We start from the raw sequence: 15,878 nt of genomic DNA on the forward strand, positions 1-15,878 counted from the left end.
CGGTCAACGCGAAAGAATGTTATAATATAATTTCTATCGTTGAGAGTTAGTATTAATATCAAAATGAGGTGGAGAATGAAGCCAATAAACGGTTATTTAATGAGTCGAGATAAAAAAATTGCCCAAATCGTCAATGACGACCTTGTTCCCATTGAATCAGGTCTTCTGCCTTTATATTTACAGCGAAATGGCGGCTTAGTAGAGTGGCTGGAAAGCCGGGCCATCGATCGGCACCGGACTAATTCACGATTGTTAAAACGGGTTTTGAGATTGACCAGTGCTGATGACGCGGAAGTTTCCATGCGAGTCAATGGATCAACGATCACTGATACTTACTGGATCAAATTGGATGAAGAAACAGGCTTAGATTATAATCAGGTTCGCTTTAGTCAGAATTATTTTGATAATTTAGCATTGTTGGGAGATCCGGACAGCTTTAATCAGGTGAACCGGCCTGAAATCATAAATAGTCGTACACCGGAACTGACAAATATCGGTTCTTTTGAAAAGTGCTGGCGTCTGGAAAATGGTCAATGGTGGTTATATAAGCTGGGTAATCAACTGGAAGTGTTTTCTGAATTGTTTATTCATGAATTAGGAAACTTAATGGGATTTAGTATGGCATACTGTGAAGCCTGGGACAAAGGAATTAAGAGCCGGGATTTCACAAATGGGGCAAAGTTGAACTATGAACCGGCAAGAAGTCTTGTTGGCGACGAGGTCGACTATGCGTTTAACTTCAATCGAATTCAGGAACTGAATGCGGCTATGGCCAGAGAATACCTGGATATTCTGTTTTTAGATACAATTTGTTTTAATATGGATCGTCATACTGAAAATTATGGATTTCTAAGAGATCCTGAAACTGGAGTATTCTTAAGTATGGCTCCAAATTTTGATAATAATATTGCACTAATCAGTAAAGGTTATCCATCAGATATTGAAAGAAAGAAAGATCTGTTTATTCACGATTTTCTTGAATTGTTCGATGAAATAACAGAGAGCTATCATATTCCGGTTCTCAATGAAGATCTGATTCGCCTGGCAATGCTTAATACAAATATAGAGGTGGATGCAGACTATATCGTGAAATTTATACTAAACGGCTATAACCAGTTGACCGATCGTTTTCGTCAGAGAGTAATAATAACAATTGGCTAGAATACGAAACTGAGACTTTTACTCAAAGTGTTTTACATAAAATTAATAACGAACTTTTTCCACCCGGTGGACGAAGTAAATAGAGATTCGAAAGGGTCTCTTTTTTTTACAAAATTTTGGAGGATATTAAATGGAAAAGAAATGTACGACAATTGCAATTGTTAATCAAAAAGGCGGTGTCGGAAAAACCACATCAACCTATAACTTGGGATGGGAATTAGGTAAATTAGGGAAAAAGGTGTTGCTGGTCGATCTGGACTCCCAGGGTAACTTGACTATGCAATCGGGGGTGCAAAGACCGGATGAACTGAGAATGACCATATCGACATTGATGACAAAATCGATTTATGATGAAGAACTTCCTGATAAAGAAGATGTCATCTTGCATAAAGAAATGGTTGATCTTCTCCCTTCGAATATTGAGTTATCGAATGTAGAAATTCAGCTGGTGAATGCAACCATGAGAGAGTTTGTTCTCAAAGGAATTCTTGATGAGTATAAAACCGACTATGATTATGTGCTTATTGACTGTATGCCGTCACTGCTTATGCTGCCGATCAATGCCTTGGCAGCAGCAGATATGGTCGTTATACCGGTTGCTCCAGAGTTTTGGGCAGTTAAAGGGATCGAAGCATTATTTAATACGATCAAAACGGTTAAGAAGAAACACATCAATCGGAAATTGGTGATTGGCGGAATTTTGATTACAAAGTATACGCCAAAACTAAAATCAACCAAAGAGATGGAAAATATTATTATGGATGTGTTTGGTGAACGGATCCACGTATATGATTCTAAAATACCATCATTATCCAAAGTAGCTGATGCTGGGAAGTTATCTCTTAGTGTCAGAGAATTGCATGACAAATTTACGATCAAAAGAGAAAAAGAAAGCATTATCAAAGCGGTTGAAGCATACGAGAGTTTAGCAAAAGAATTAGTTGAAAATTAACAAAGTAGGTGAAGGTAGTGGAGAATCAAAAAAATTACGATAGTATGTTTAATCTTGATGACGACGAGGATAGCTGTTTGGTCATGATTGAAACAGATCGTTTGATTGGATTTGGTGATCATATTTTTGCACCTTATTCGGAAGTGGATATGTTAGAACTGATGAAAAGTATAGAGTTAAGAGGGCTTCTGACACCTATTATTATTAGAGATCACCCCACTGAAACTGGGATGTTTGAAATATTGGCTGGACACAACCGGGTCAATGCTTGTAAGCGCCTGGGAATCGGAAAGATCCATGCCAGGATTATGGAGAACATCTCGGAAGATGAATCTAAACTAATTGTAATAGAAACGAATCTGATGCAGCGTAATATTGAAGACTTCAAATTATCTGATCGGGCCAGAATTATCACGGAGTGGCATAAACTAATAAAAAAACAGGGACTAAGAACGGATCTATTAAAAGAGAATACGGAAGACCATCACAGTGAAAAGGATGAGGAAAAACCATTTCACTTGGGAAAATCTCAAATATGTAATTATGTCAGAATAAATGATTTTCTATTTAGTGATTTAAAGGACTTAATGGATTTAGGTAAACTATCGATCAAGTCCTCAGTCGAATTAAGTTTTCTTGAGGAAGCTGATCAGGAACTGGTTCGGGATTTGATTAATGATGGCATTAGAATCACAGATTCAAAAGCTAAGGCAATAAAAAAACTTTCCCTGGATGAAGGATTAACGAAAGAATCGCTGGAACGATTATTGTACCAGAAAGATAATGAAAAAAAGAAAATACTCAAAATTCCAACGATTCTATTAACAAAGTATTTTGGGAACAAAGGAGAAGCTGAGATTATTTATATTCTGGAATTGGCCTTATCAAAATATTTTGAAAATAGTGAAAAGTAAGTCACTATGGCTACGCACATACCTTACATTACTTCTTCCGCTTGGTGGAAGAAGTGAATTTGAAGGAATTTTACAAGGAGGATTATGGTATTTATATCATATATAAAATGATGGCGAATTTAATTTGGGAAAAAGAATCGGGTGAAAAGCACTATGAAGACGATTTGGTGAAGTACGTCTGTTATGGTTGCGATAAAGAATTTATTGTTGGCAAGCACTTCGCTGAAACGTCCGATCAGTTACGGTGTCCATACTGTGGGCAAGTAAAAGATCTGGATGTAAGAGCAGAAGCGACTGGAGAATGGCTGGAAGAATTGGAGCTGGGATGTTTTGGAATCAGTTATACAATTGATGAGAATGGAAATCAAGTTATTCATCCACTTGATCTTTTTGTCAAAGAAATGTTTTACAATCGGCAGAATATGACGAGTGAAGATTTCAATAAGCGCTATGCTGAAGTAGTGCGACAAATTAATTGAAATGAACTGGGATAAGAAGATTCTTCGGGTTTTCCCAAAGAAAACCAGTTACACCCCTGAAGATCCCCTGACCTATTATCCGGATGGAATCATCCAGGCTCCGATGTTTTCACTTTTTCCAACGTTTGATGAGATTCATATTTCCTGTTCCTTTACCTGGGATAAGGACTATTGCATTAAGCTTCAGGAACAATACCAGGCATTTACAGACCGGCCAGTAAAAGTTGGTGGCCCCGGATTTGCAAGTGCAGTGGGTGATTTCGTGCCGGGCCTATATCTCAAGCCAAACATAATTTTTTCCAGCAGGGGCTGTAACAATCAATGTCCCTGGTGCATCGTGCCAAAGATTGAGGGTCGCATAAAAGAATTACCTATTTGTCCTGGAAACATTATCCAGGACAATAATTTTCTTCAGACCAGTAAAAAGCACAAAGATCAAGTCTTTGAAATGTTACGGTCGCAGCGAGTCCTGGAAACATTATCCAGGACAATAATTTTCTTCAGACCAGTAAAAAGCACAAAGATCAAGTCTTTGAAATGTTACGGTCGCAGCGAGTCCTGGAAACATTATCCAGGACAATAATTTTCTTCAGACCAGTAAAAAGCACAAAGATCAAGTCTTTGAAATGTTACGGTCGCAGCGACGGATCCAGTTTAAAGGTGGATTACAATCAAATTTGATCGATGATCATTTTGTTGAGAATGTAAGAAGTCTAAAAATTGATGAATTATGGTTGGCCTGTGACACAGATCAGTCGCTGCCGGCTTTCAGAACTGCCTGTGATAAGTTAATTAAAGGAGGATTTAATCGGGAAAAGATCAAGTGCTATGTCTTGATTGGCGATGATATGGAAGCGAATGAAAATCGGCTCCAGGAAGTATACCGGATGGGAGCCATGCCCTTTGCCCAACTAAGGCGGGATTTCAAACCGTTTAAAACCGAGTATTCAATGGAATGGAAAGCGTTCACCAGACAATGGCAGCGACCGGCGTCGATCAAAGCACATATGGAACGAGGAACACAATTTAGAGACTACTCAACATAGAATCTTGTTTCCTCGGGAAACAAAATCAATTGGACCCAAACAGGGTCTTTTATTTTTTATATGAAAGGATGTTAAGTAAATATGGCTGATTATTCTGAATCTTCAATTTATGCTAGAATTGAAGTTAATCGTCTCATTGATTTCAAGAATCACATTTTTACCAAGTATAATGAAAGTGAAATGAAATCGATGATGGAAAGTATTGAAGATATGGGAGTGACAGATCCGATCCTGGTTCGACCACATAATGAGTATGAGGGGATGTTTGAGATTATTTCCGGCCATAATCGTGTGCAAGCCTGTAAAAGACTCGGAAAAAGAGATATCCATGCGGTTATCTATGAGGAATTAAAAGACGATAGCGCTGCTGAACTGATGCTCATTGAAACAAATATAAAAAAACGCAACCTCAATGATTTCAAAATATCTGAGAAAGCAAAAATTGTAGCCAGACGTTATAAACTGATGAAGAACTTAAATAAAAGAAAAGATCAATTATCAGATATTGAACGATCTAAATTCAATGAATTGGAAAAGGACAATCCTTTCAATATTGGTACACGACAGATTTTTTATTACGTACAGATTGATGATAATCTGACCACAGGGTTAAAAGATCTCTGTGATTCAGGGAAACTGGGTGTCAAGTCGGCAGTGGAGCTGTCTTATCTTTCTGATGCCGAACAGGATGTGGTGAGATCCTTTATGCTGGATGGAAATAAGCTATCCTATCATAAAGCAAACATCATCCGGAAAAAAGCGGAAAGTGTCGAAATTTCGATTGAAGTGCTCAATGATATCTTTAATGATAAGGCTTTAAAAAAGAAGCCGGAAAAGACCTTTAAAATCTCACCAGAGATTATCGAAAAATACTTTCCAGATCTGGAGGATGAAGGTGACATCCAGATGACGGTTGAGTTGGCATTGGATCAGTATTTTTCTCAAAGCAGTTAAATGGCAGTATTTAAAATCATCAAATTCAAGCATGGACAAACTAAAACCGGAATGCGGCACTGTATTGATTACACCAAGAAAATGGAAGCAGAAAATCACCTTGTGTCAACCATAAACTGTTCGTCTGAGAGTGCCTATGAAGAATTTATGCTGATCAAAAATATGTATAACAAGGATAGTGGACGGCTATATATTCATGCCGAACAGAGCTTTCCACCAGAAATACAGGATATGCAGCTTGTCCATGAAATCGGACGCCGACTGATAGAAGAAACCGATATTTTTAACGGTTTCCAGGTCGTCATTGGAACCCATACGGATCGGGATCATATCCATAACCATTTCTGCATCAACTCAGTCAATGCTGAAACCGGTGAAAAATGGCATATCAGCAAAGCGGATCTGGAGGACATCAAGAATAAATCCATGGAGTTGTGTCGGGAGGAAAATATCCGGATCTGGTGGGATAAGCAAAATGACCAGGATCAGGTGATTCAGCCTGAAGACAATAATGAAAAGCTTCATACGGTTAAACAGGGAGAATATGAAAAGCAGAAACAGGGACAGAGCTGGAAGTATGAATTATTTCTGGCTGTTAAAGAGTGCGTAAAGCATTCCTTTAGCCAGGATGAATTTATAACCAATATGGAAAAACTTGGTTATGAAGTCCAATGGGATCATCATAAGCATATCACGTTTACGACACCGGATGGTAAAAAGTGCAGAAATAATAAACTCTATCCGCCGGAGCGGTTTACTAAAGAAAAATTACTGGAGCAGTTTGAGAGAAATTGCCAAAGAAGAAGTGAGCGGACGAAAAAAATGCACCAGAAAGAAATGGATGAATTTGCTAGAAATGCCAGGAATATTCTTACCGCTTTACGATCCGGCAAGAGTAAGGAGTCTAATTATTATCCATTAACTCACATGAAAAAGAAACTGGAAGGAGAAGCGCTAAAAGAAAAGATCAAGCAAAAAGAAAACAGTAGCTATGATTGGGAACATGAATTATAAATTTGTTTCCCGAGGAAACGTGATGATTAAAAATAAACTTATTTCTTTAAAGTAAACATGCACAATACGCACCCGGTGCAGTAGCCAATCAAGCCGGAGAGCGGATCAAAAAGTGCACCCGGTGCAGTAGCCGATCAAGCCGGAGAGCGGATCAAAAAGTGCACCCGGTGCAGTAGCCGATCAAGCCGGAGGGCGGATCAAAAAGTGCACCCGGTGCAGTAGTCGATCAAACCGGAGAGCGGATCAAAAAGTGCACCCGGTGCAGTAGCAGACCAGACTGGATGATCGGAGCAAAAAACGCACTCGGTGCGTAACGATGGACTGACATGAAAATATAAAAATTCAAAGGAGTGTAAGATTAATGAAGAATAAAGGCAGATCATTCGATCAAATGGTTTTCAATAAAAAGCCTAAGAAAGCATGGGGACTAAAGGAAGATGAAACAGTGGTGGAATCACCCAGAGATGATTATGAGGATGCAATAGTCAGTGAGGTTGAACCGGATCTTCCTCAGTCAGATGTTGATCAATTAAAACATAAAGTGGATCATCCACTTGAAAAAAATGATCATGACCGATTACCGATTGAAAATCAACGAGCAGATTTAACCAATCAAAATAACGATAATAATTCAAGTGATGAGATTGTCATCAAAGCTGATCACAAAGATATTACGACATTGGAGAAAATTATCGCCAAGCTTCAGGCTGAAAAAGAAGAATTAGCATTAGAAAATGACCGGTTAAAATTTCATAACAGCGAAATGAAAGAAATTATCGTGGATATGGGCTTAACCGGAAAAATGGAATTGCTGGAAAATTATAAAAATGAAAGTGAAAAGAAAGATTTCATCATTAAAAAACTTAAAAATAAATTAAATGATAATCAAGCCTACATTGAAAATCTAAAAACTAATTTATTTTCTGGAATAAATCAGCTGTTTGAACAAAAACCCACGCAGAAACTTCAAATTGAAGAAATTAAAAACGAAAATATTTCGAAAATCCCAGGTGAAAGCGAAGAATCCATCGAAAATAAGGTTTTAAATTTAAAAAGTGAAGGGAAAAGCCCCCGACAGATAGCAAGTATCACAAATTTAACTACAATAAAAATCGATGAAATTCTAAAAAAGCATGAAAGGGTCGAAAAACATGCCTAAATTATGGCCGATCAGTCCCATATTTTCTTTTTCAATCACCCGGGCGTTACAAATGCCCATTTGTAACGCCCAAAAGACCGGAGTTGGGACGAAGGGCAAGATTCCCGAATGTTTACAGATGGGCGAACGGCCCATCTGAAACATTCAGATCTTGTTTTCTCAAAGACCGGAGTTGGGACGAAGGGCAAGATTCCCGAATGTTTACAGATGGGCGAACGGCCCATCTGAAACATTCAGATCTTGTTTTCTCAAAGACCGGAGTTGGGACGAAGGGCAAGATTCCCGAATGTTTACAGATGGGCGAACGGCCCATCTGAAACATTCAGATCTTGTTTTCTCCTTCTGAGAAAATGAAGTATGGGGGACACCCCCAAACCCCCGGAAATAAGATTCCTGTTTCCTCGGGAAACAAAAATAGATTTTCAAAAATAGATTTTCAAAAATAGATTTTAAAGAAGGAAATAATGTTGTTTATGGGATTACTAAAAATATCTTTAATTATCATTGCAGTATTTGGTGTCGGTATGTTTTTGATAGGATGGAAAGTTCTTCACATTGATCAAATAATTTCTATTGGAAAAGCAATCTTTATCACATCTTTATCGGCTTATTTTTGTTGGTATATTCTTGAATATTTATTTTTATAGTTTTAGTAATTCTATATTGTTCATGAGATATGTAAAAATTGATGAGAAAGATATTAAAATTAAATTGAAAAATAATTAGATTAATTTGTTGGACTTTTAATAAAATGTTCTATTTTAAAATGCAAGGAGTGAATGTAGTGCCAAAGATCGAATATGTATCTAAGAAATTTCGGCAGACCAGCCTTGAACTAATCCGGAGAATAAATGCTGTCATAACAGACTATGAAGCCCAGGGTTACAGCTTGACGTTAAGACAAGTCTATTATCAAATGGTAGCACGAGATATTATTCCCAATAATGAAAGAAGCTATAAAAATTTGGGTGCACTGATTAATGATGCTAGACTGGCAGGATTGATCGACTGGAATGCGATTGAAGATCGCACCCGAAATATCCGAGGTCGTACTCATTGGGAGAAACCAGGAGATGTAATTAAGGCTGCTGCATATAACTATCATTTAGATTATTGGCAGGATCAAGACAATTATGTTGAGGTTTGGGTAGAAAAGGATGCACTAGTAGGAGTAGTTGGCAGAATCTGTGACCAGCTGGATCTCAAATATTTTTCTTGCCGAGGGTATGTAAGTCAATCAGAAATGTGGGTTGCTGCCAAAAGATTAGAGAAAAGACAACGTGAAGGCAAGAATATTGTTCTGCTGCACCTGGGCGATCACGATCCAAGTGGAATAGATATGAGCCGGGACATCCTGGACAGATTGAATGTTTTTGAAACGGACGATATTGAATTCAAAAGATTAGCTTTGAACATGGAGCAAGTTGAAGAATACAACCCACCGCCCAATCCTACCAAATTGACGGATAGCCGTGCCACTAAATACCTTTCGGACTTTGGTCATGAATGCTGGGAGCTGGATGCGCTGGAGCCTAAAGTAATTGATGCACTTATTAAGGACAATGTACTTAAGTTTCGGGATGAAAAAAATTATAAGCAGATCAAAGAGAAAGAAGCATTAGGAATAGAATTCTTAGAAGAAATTGCAGAGAACTTTGACCGTATTGAGCAGAATTGGCATGATATTACAAGCCATTATTTGGGTGATTTGTGAGTAGAAAAATGTCAAATCAATCTGAAAGTATGAGGATTTTTGATAAAACAGATGGACATTTGATAATAGGATTAAATAGTGGAGGATATAATCGATGAATAGTGATGGGCGGAGTGAAGGCGGAGGTCGATTCATATTTTTAGTTGTTATTGTAATTGCTGCTACTGGATTAATTGGTTATATAAGCAAAAGTAATGATCTCCAATATCTAAACAAACCGGTAGTTGAAAGAATTGATGAAATTATATTTTTGAGTGATTCAAATACTGAAACAGCCGACTTGTATCGAATAAGGGCGGAGGATGGGTTAATCGAGATATATCACAATAGCGAGAATTATAAAGCTGTTTATAAAGTCAAAGATGCAGATTCCCTGGAATTCCAATCGCCAGCTGGTGAAACAATGGTCGCTAAGTACATAGATTATTCAACGCCTGAAATAATCGAAAAAATTGATATCTTTAATTATGTATACAATGTTATGAAAGGGAGCAGTTCCATTGATGAACAGATTAAGCTGAAGCTTTCTGGCAATAATACGGCTGAGATTGTATTAAATAATGAAAACATGATAAATAAACAAACTAGCGGAGTTGAAAATGACGGTGTGATCGGAAAGGCAGCAGTATGGTTGCTATTAATTATTGTGGGTGGCATTATCGCAGTCGTAGTTGTTTTGATCACTGTCTCGAATTACTGGTTAAAAAAAGAGCGAAAAAAAATCGACGATGAATGGAAAAGTATGTTTTAGCAAAACATTGATCATTAGATTAATAAAGGAAAAAAGACATTTGAGAATATAAAAAATGCCAAATCTGTTTCCTCGGGAAACAGGATTAAAAAAATAACATAGGAGGATAAATCAATGAATGAACTGGAATTTAAAAATACTGCTGAATTTGCAAACTGGGCAAATGACAAAGAAATTTTCAATCTGGAATATCTTGGGACCCTGGGTGGCAGAAAAAGCCAAAACTGTTTCGAAGCAGATATTGAAAAGAATGGGGTCTATCTTATCTGTATTGAAAAAAGCGAAACAGAAATATTTCTAAATAGCTTTAAGGAATTGTCGGATTGGCAAGGAAAAACCGAAGTCACAGATCTGATCAACAATGGATTGAGTGATATCTTTGTCGGATTCAATCAATTTGTTGCTCAAAACGATGGTCAAGAAATTTGGATTTATATCGATGCAGTTTCCTGTTCTTTATAAAAATCTTGTTTCCTCGGGAAACAGGATAAAGGTAATTATGAAAAAATTAGACGCTTTAAAGGTCGCGTTTTGTCTAAGGAGATCAATTATGTTAAAAATTAAAGATAGGAGTTAAAAATGGAATTTTTAAAAGCTATTGGATCAGCTTGCTTGGTGTTTTTTGTATTTGTGATTGCATTGTTTTTGGTGTTTGTTTTATCAGATCAAATCTTAGTGAGTTTGAACGAGGTATTTGCAGAGCCATACTATCAAATGGATTCAACTACTTTCGAAATGATACCCCCTCAAAATGTTGAGGATGAAAGTAAGATTCAATTTTCGAAAATTCAGTTCAACGCAAATTTAATTACGATGGTTCTGTATCCGACATATCATGTTTTTATGGCTGATTTTATGGTGAACGAAGCAACTACTGCTGATAAATATTTAGCAGAAGGTACTTTTATTAATCCAGAGAATCAAACGCAATATACAATTCGTCCGATTAAAGTTAATGGATCAAGACAGGTTAAACAAATTCAGATACTGATTGGTGATGAAGTAATTCAAATATTAAATAAACAGTAAGTGTTCTATTTGTTTCCTCGGGAAACAAGATGGAGGTGATTAAGATAAAAAAGAAAACACTTTGCAGCTTGCGTCTGGAAAAAGAATTGTCCCAGGACGCCCTGGCAACGATGCTGGGAGTCTCACGAAAAAAGATTTATCGATATGAAAATGGGTTAACCATTCCCAGTGATGAAATAAAGCAGCAGCTGGGCCTGATCTTCTACCTGAGCCGGGATGATCTGGATGAAGTCATTAAAAATACCATTGACGCTGCCAAAGAAAAAAGCCAAACCTATCCCTGCACCATCTCGTTTCGTTGTACAGCGGATATGTATGAAAAAATAGAAACCAATGCAAAAATGGCCAACATGACAGTGGGCCAATATGTCAGAGAAACCTATGCCGGGGGGCAGTTAGTCGTTTTAGACGGACTCAAAGATTTTTCAAAGGATCTGACCAGGATCGGGACGAATCTTAATCAATTGACCAAGCTGTGTCATATGGGGAAGATCAATGCCCCGGAATTAAAATCAGTACAGAAAACACTAACGGAGATTTATATCAAGCTGAATCGTATTATCAGCAAATGATGTGAATCTTTTTTTATTGGATCATTTCTGTTTCCTCGGGAAACAGGGAAATATAAATTAAAGGAGAAGTTGATGAACAAAGTAAATTTAGTTGGCAGGCTGACCAGAGATCCGGAGGTGAAAAATACCACCACAGGTAAGGCCGTAGCGACATTCACCCTGGCGGTGGATCGGCGCTTTAAAAACAAAGACGGACAAAAGGAAGCTGATTTCGTACCCATTGTGGTATGGGGTAAGCAGGCCGAGTTTGTCGGACAGTATTTATCCAAGGGCAGTCAAATTGGGGTGTCAGGGCGATTACAGGTGCGGAGCTATGATGGCCAGGATGGTCAGCGTCGGTACGTGACCGAAGTGGTAGCCGATGAGGTCTATTTCATTTCTACCAAGCGAAAGGAGAATAACGGCAGCAATCCAAATGGCTTGTCTCCCGAAATGGGAAATGGGGTGATGGGACTTGATGAAGATTTTCACCTAATGGCTGACGAAGACGATATCCCTTTTTGAAGTGATTCTGATCAATGAACTGCTTAAAGAAGGAGAAACTTACCAGATAGATATCACAAATGATGATCTGTTTTTTTTATGTAATGACTCAAAGCTGTTTCCTAAGGAAACAAAAACAAGGGGGATAACTGACATGAAAATGGTATATGTGTGTTCGCCACTCAAGGCGAACGAAGAAAGAAGCATGGAAGACAATATGAATCGGGCTAAAGAATGGTGCCGGCAGGCCAGCGAATTAAATGTACTGCCACTGGCTCCCCATACCATCTTTACCCAATACCTGGACGACACCATCCCAAGTCAGCGGAATAAGGGTCTTGAAATGGGGATCGAACTGCTTAAGCAATGCAAAGAGATATGGGTGCATGGTAATACCTTATCTGAAGGCATGATCAGTGAGATTATTTTGGCCAAAGAAATGAATAAACCGATTATTGCAAAAGATATGGATCGGGAAACCTATATAAATTTCATGGCCTATCAGGGGGTATTCAAAGAAGCGTTTTCAAATGAACAGTGGGAACTGGTATGCGTCGGACTCGACGAGGGACTGGATGTATCAAGCTATGCCCGATCCAATGTACCAGCCGATCAGATGATGGAACGGATTGCCCAGTTAAAACAGGGAATCGAAAATGAACCGACGATTATTGATATTTCCGAAAGAAATCGCTTTGAACCGGAACCGGATAATGAAGAAGACTGGGCGCAGGAAGCATAAGCCTGTTTCCCGAGGAAACAGGAAATGGAAAGGATAAGGTAATGGTCAATCTATTGCAGTGCAGCATGTGAAGTTGGAAAGGACAACCGATGTTAAATGAAATTAATAAAATTACTGAATATCATAAACAAGAAAAAGAAATTGAAAAAGAAAAAAATCGTAGGCGAACAAGAATTAACGTTGTAGTAATTTGTATAATTGTAGCTTCTATATTGTTTCCATTTTGGAGCAGTTATAGTGGGGAAAAGGATGATTTATTAGCTCAAACCGTCTTTGAACGGATGGAGGGTTATTCATTTGAGAATAAAGAAGATGAGAATGGTAAATGGAAGCGTGTCATGTTTTATAGTGATGGCTTTTTATATTATTACAGTGGCAAAAACATAGATACCACAATAAATGAAGAATCAATTCAATATATGTATAAGCAAATTGGTGACGATTCTTTTCAATTTTTTACTGAAGGACACGTTGTTGAGGGGCAATTCATCAATTATTACACATCGGAGGAATTGAAACAGGAAATGACTTTTATCAGCTTTTTTAAAGATGGCATTCCCGGAAGCTATAATTATCGGGGGACCCTTAATAAAGGACAATTAAAACTAATTGATGAAGAAGGGGAGGTATACATACTTGAGCGGGTTGAATAATAAAATCGCAGGAGTTTGCAAAACTCATGATCCAGGCACGATAAGCTGGAAGTGGAGTACGATGATAGTCAGGTAAAAAAAGCCTGAATCTGTTTCCCGAGGAAACAGGAAAGGAGAGAATGATGGGGCGTTTACCGGAGGAAGTGTTTGAAAAGGTCAAAGCGATCAGCATCGTTGATTATGCCATGGCCAACGGTTATGAGCTGGTTGAAATTGGAAATCAAGTTAAAATCAGAAATGAAGGCGGGTTATTTATTGATCCTGATTTAAACCGATGGAATCGGCTTTCCGATGATTCAAAAGAAGCGGGTGGTGGGATCATTCAGTTTGTGATGTATATGAAGGAAAAAAACAAGGGCGAAGCGATCCATGAACTGGCAGCCTTTATTAATCATCATCCCGAACCCAGTGAGGTGGCAAAAACTTATATCAAAAAAGCCAGGGAGTATAAAAAAACCAATGATGGAATCTTTAAGCCACCAGAAAAATCCGCCAATTATCGGCGGATTTTTGCTTATCTGGTAAAAACTCGCTGCATTGATCCGGAGGTGGTCAATTACTATGTCAAACAACATAAAATTTATGAAGACAATAATCATAATTGTGCCTTTTGTGGGTTTGATGAAAATGGAGTAGTTAAGAGCATTTCCCTTCGGGGAACCTATGATGTCCCCGGAAAGGAACCATTTAAAGGGATCGTAGAAAATTCAGATAAGCACTACCCTTTTGTCCATGAAGGTAAAGGCAATCAAGTGTTGGTGTACGAAGCACCCATTGACATGCTCTCCTATCAAACCATTAAACTGGATTGTCAACACTTTTTCAGACAACTTTTTTAAGGTCTGCTGTTTTGAATTCAATCGGCGTCATATAATCAAGAGACGAATGAATTCGGATGTGATTATACCAATGAATATAATCAAACAATTCCAGTTTTAGCTGTTCCAGGGAGTCAAACGTATTCGGATACACAAATTCAGTTTTAAAAACTTTAAAGGTAGCTTCAGCAACGGCATTGTCATACGGACAACCTTTTTGACTCAATGAACGTCTGATATTAAACGTATCGATGATCCCATCAATAATATTGTTTTTAAATTCATTTCCACGATCCGTATGGAAGATTGATATCTTATCCAGTCTGTATTTGACCGTTGCAAAAGCCTGATAAACAAGCATGGCATCTTTTTGCGCGCCTGCGCTGTAACCAATAATTTCGCGATTGTATAAATCCAGAAGAATACATACATAATTCCATTTTCCGGCAACACGAACATAGGTAAGATCACTGACAACTACTTCCAGCTGCTCTCTGTCATCAAACTGGCGATTAACTTCGTTTTGGATTTTATCATTGTTTACCGGTGTTTTATGAACTTTGAATTGAGCGATTGTATAGGTCGATACCAGGCCTGTCTCTTATACACATCTAGATGTGTATAAGAGACAGGGCTTGATTCGCTTGGATGACTTCTACTTTCGTCCTATGATCAGCGCTGCTTGCTTTAGGATGTCGTTTTCCATTTTTAATTGTTGGACTTCTTTGCGCAATTTGATTAACTCGTTTTCTTCATCACTGCGGTTGTCTTTTTCTTTAAATGATCCGGAGTTTTGATGCTGTTTCACCCAACGATCAAAGGCTGAAGCTGACAATTCATACTCCTTAATAATTTCATGTCTGGGTTTTCCGTTTAAATATAATTGGACGACCTGATTTTTAAATTCATCTGTAAAAATTCGGCGTTCTCTTCTGGTCATATTGGTTCTCCTTCATTTTATGGATTTAGTTTATATGACCTTAGTAAATCTGTCCAGTTAAGTATAGCCTATCCAAACGGCTAATTGGGGATATTACTCAGAATAAGGGTGATCACTACATTGCCCTTAATGGCGTAGCACATATTGGTCTGATTCACTATCTGAAGACACACCCGGAAATTGAGCATATTGTGACGTGTCTGGATAATGATGAACCCGGACATAAAAATACCCTGGAGCTGATTAATGCCGTTGAAGAAGTATTTCCAGGGAAGTACAACTTTGATCTTAAGATTCCGCCAGAACCGCATAAAGACTGGAATCAACTATTAGTAAGCATTTGCCAGGAGCGAGAAAACGCAGCCCTTCAAACCGAAGCAGAAGATGAGTGGGAGCGGGAAGCTTGAAGGAAATCTGTTTCCTCGGGAAACAGGAAATAAAAAAACAGATGATCAATGTTGATCTTGTTTCCTCGGGAAACAAGGAAATCTGGAAAT

General features: G+C 38.1%; 21 protein-coding genes and 1 pseudogene. 21 read left to right on the forward strand and 1 reads right to left on the reverse strand.

Going from position 1 to position 15,878, the window contains the following annotated elements; genetic code table 11:
- The first annotated feature begins 75 nt into the window (after positions 1–75).
- The 20 genes from DOZ58_RS17895 to DOZ58_RS17985 all read left to right on the forward strand — a co-directional run bounded on the left by DOZ58_RS17895 (position 76) and on the right by DOZ58_RS17985 (position 14,462).
- Positions 76–1,161, forward strand: coding sequence for a hypothetical protein (locus DOZ58_RS17895; RefSeq protein WP_111889549.1), 1,086 nt, complete (start codon positions 76–78; stop codon positions 1,159–1,161).
- Between the two features lie 130 nt (positions 1,162–1,291).
- The gene (locus DOZ58_RS17900) at positions 1,292–2,113 is read left to right on the forward strand and encodes a ParA family protein (protein ID WP_111889550.1); all 822 of its coding nucleotides are present in this window, start codon (positions 1,292–1,294) and stop codon (positions 2,111–2,113) included.
- Between the two features lie 17 nt (positions 2,114–2,130).
- Positions 2,131–3,027, forward strand: a complete 897-nt coding sequence (locus tag DOZ58_RS17905; protein ID WP_111889551.1) for a ParB/RepB/Spo0J family partition protein — start codon at positions 2,131–2,133, stop codon at positions 3,025–3,027.
- A 107-nt stretch (positions 3,028–3,134) separates the two neighbouring features.
- A complete protein-coding gene (locus tag DOZ58_RS17910; RefSeq protein ID WP_204355436.1) occupies positions 3,135–3,506 on the forward strand; it encodes a hypothetical protein in 372 nt (123 codons plus the stop codon).
- Position 3,507: 1 nt separating this feature from the next.
- Positions 3,508–4,089 (forward strand): hypothetical protein, encoded by a 582-nt coding sequence (locus tag DOZ58_RS17915; RefSeq protein WP_111889553.1) that lies wholly within the window; start codon positions 3,508–3,510, stop codon positions 4,087–4,089.
- Between the two features lie 94 nt (positions 4,090–4,183).
- Complete coding sequence (locus DOZ58_RS17920; RefSeq protein ID WP_111889554.1) at positions 4,184–4,552, forward strand: hypothetical protein; 369 nt, start codon at positions 4,184–4,186, stop codon at positions 4,550–4,552.
- An 81-nt stretch (positions 4,553–4,633) separates the two neighbouring features.
- Positions 4,634–5,506 (forward strand): ParB N-terminal domain-containing protein, encoded by an 873-nt coding sequence (locus tag DOZ58_RS17925; RefSeq protein ID WP_111889555.1) that lies wholly within the window; start codon positions 4,634–4,636, stop codon positions 5,504–5,506.
- Positions 5,507–6,520: a relaxase/mobilization nuclease domain-containing protein gene (locus tag DOZ58_RS17930; protein WP_111889556.1), complete on the forward strand. Its 1,014-nt coding sequence runs from the start codon at positions 5,507–5,509 to the stop codon at positions 6,518–6,520.
- Between the two features lie 361 nt (positions 6,521–6,881).
- Positions 6,882–7,679 carry a hypothetical protein gene (locus tag DOZ58_RS17935; RefSeq protein WP_111889557.1) on the forward strand — a complete coding sequence of 266 codons (798 nt, stop codon included), beginning with the start codon at positions 6,882–6,884 and terminating at the stop codon, positions 7,677–7,679.
- Positions 7,672–7,818: a hypothetical protein gene (locus tag DOZ58_RS18595; RefSeq protein WP_162624565.1), complete on the forward strand. Its 147-nt coding sequence runs from the start codon at positions 7,672–7,674 to the stop codon at positions 7,816–7,818. Before DOZ58_RS17935 ends, DOZ58_RS18595 begins: the two co-directional genes overlap by 8 nt.
- A 334-nt stretch (positions 7,819–8,152) precedes the next feature.
- Positions 8,153–8,326, forward strand: a complete 174-nt coding sequence (locus DOZ58_RS17940) for a hypothetical protein (protein ID WP_162624566.1) — start codon at positions 8,153–8,155, stop codon at positions 8,324–8,326.
- A 137-nt stretch (positions 8,327–8,463) separates the two neighbouring features.
- Positions 8,464–9,393 (forward strand): hypothetical protein, encoded by a 930-nt coding sequence (locus DOZ58_RS17945; protein ID WP_111889559.1) that lies wholly within the window; start codon positions 8,464–8,466, stop codon positions 9,391–9,393.
- Positions 9,394–9,487: 94 nt separating this feature from the next.
- Positions 9,488–10,144 carry a hypothetical protein gene (locus DOZ58_RS17950; RefSeq protein ID WP_111889560.1) on the forward strand — a complete coding sequence of 219 codons (657 nt, stop codon included), beginning with the start codon at positions 9,488–9,490 and terminating at the stop codon, positions 10,142–10,144.
- Between the two features lie 114 nt (positions 10,145–10,258).
- Positions 10,259–10,606, forward strand: a complete 348-nt coding sequence (locus DOZ58_RS17955) for a hypothetical protein (RefSeq protein ID WP_111889561.1) — start codon at positions 10,259–10,261, stop codon at positions 10,604–10,606.
- A 117-nt stretch (positions 10,607–10,723) separates the two neighbouring features.
- The gene (locus DOZ58_RS17960) at positions 10,724–11,173 is read left to right on the forward strand and encodes a hypothetical protein (RefSeq protein WP_111889562.1); all 450 of its coding nucleotides are present in this window, start codon (positions 10,724–10,726) and stop codon (positions 11,171–11,173) included.
- 29 nt (positions 11,174–11,202) lie between these two features.
- Positions 11,203–11,745, forward strand: a complete 543-nt coding sequence (gene mobC, locus DOZ58_RS17965; RefSeq protein WP_111889563.1) for a plasmid mobilization relaxosome protein MobC — start codon at positions 11,203–11,205, stop codon at positions 11,743–11,745.
- 72 nt (positions 11,746–11,817) lie between these two features.
- Positions 11,818–12,249 (forward strand): single-stranded DNA-binding protein, encoded by a 432-nt coding sequence (locus DOZ58_RS17970; protein WP_111889564.1) that lies wholly within the window; start codon positions 11,818–11,820, stop codon positions 12,247–12,249.
- A gap of 133 nt (positions 12,250–12,382) precedes the next feature.
- Positions 12,383–12,970: a DUF4406 domain-containing protein gene (locus tag DOZ58_RS17975; RefSeq protein ID WP_162624567.1), complete on the forward strand. Its 588-nt coding sequence runs from the start codon at positions 12,383–12,385 to the stop codon at positions 12,968–12,970.
- Positions 12,971–13,059: 89 nt separating this feature from the next.
- Entirely contained in the window at positions 13,060–13,623 is a 564-nt protein-coding gene (locus DOZ58_RS17980) for a hypothetical protein (protein WP_111889566.1), read from the forward strand.
- Between the two features lie 119 nt (positions 13,624–13,742).
- Complete coding sequence (locus tag DOZ58_RS17985; protein ID WP_111889567.1) at positions 13,743–14,462, forward strand: DUF3991 domain-containing protein; 720 nt, start codon at positions 13,743–13,745, stop codon at positions 14,460–14,462.
- On the opposite strand, the pseudogene DOZ58_RS17990 reads toward DOZ58_RS17985, so the two are convergent.
- Positions 14,446–15,381, reverse strand: a pseudogene (locus tag DOZ58_RS17990) (IS3 family transposase). The gene DOZ58_RS17985 and the pseudogene DOZ58_RS17990 sit on opposite strands and share 17 nt — an antisense overlap.
- 92 nt (positions 15,382–15,473) lie before the next feature.
- Here DOZ58_RS17990 and DOZ58_RS17995 point away from each other — a divergent pair.
- On the forward strand, positions 15,474–15,788 hold the full coding sequence (locus DOZ58_RS17995) for a toprim domain-containing protein (RefSeq protein ID WP_256372228.1): 315 nt from the start codon (positions 15,474–15,476) through the stop codon (positions 15,786–15,788).
- The last annotated feature ends 90 nt before the right edge of the window (positions 15,789–15,878 follow it).

This window comes from Acetobacterium sp. KB-1, from assembly GCF_003260995.1.
Classification (GTDB): Bacteria; Bacillota; Clostridia; order Eubacteriales; family Eubacteriaceae; genus Acetobacterium; species Acetobacterium carbinolicum.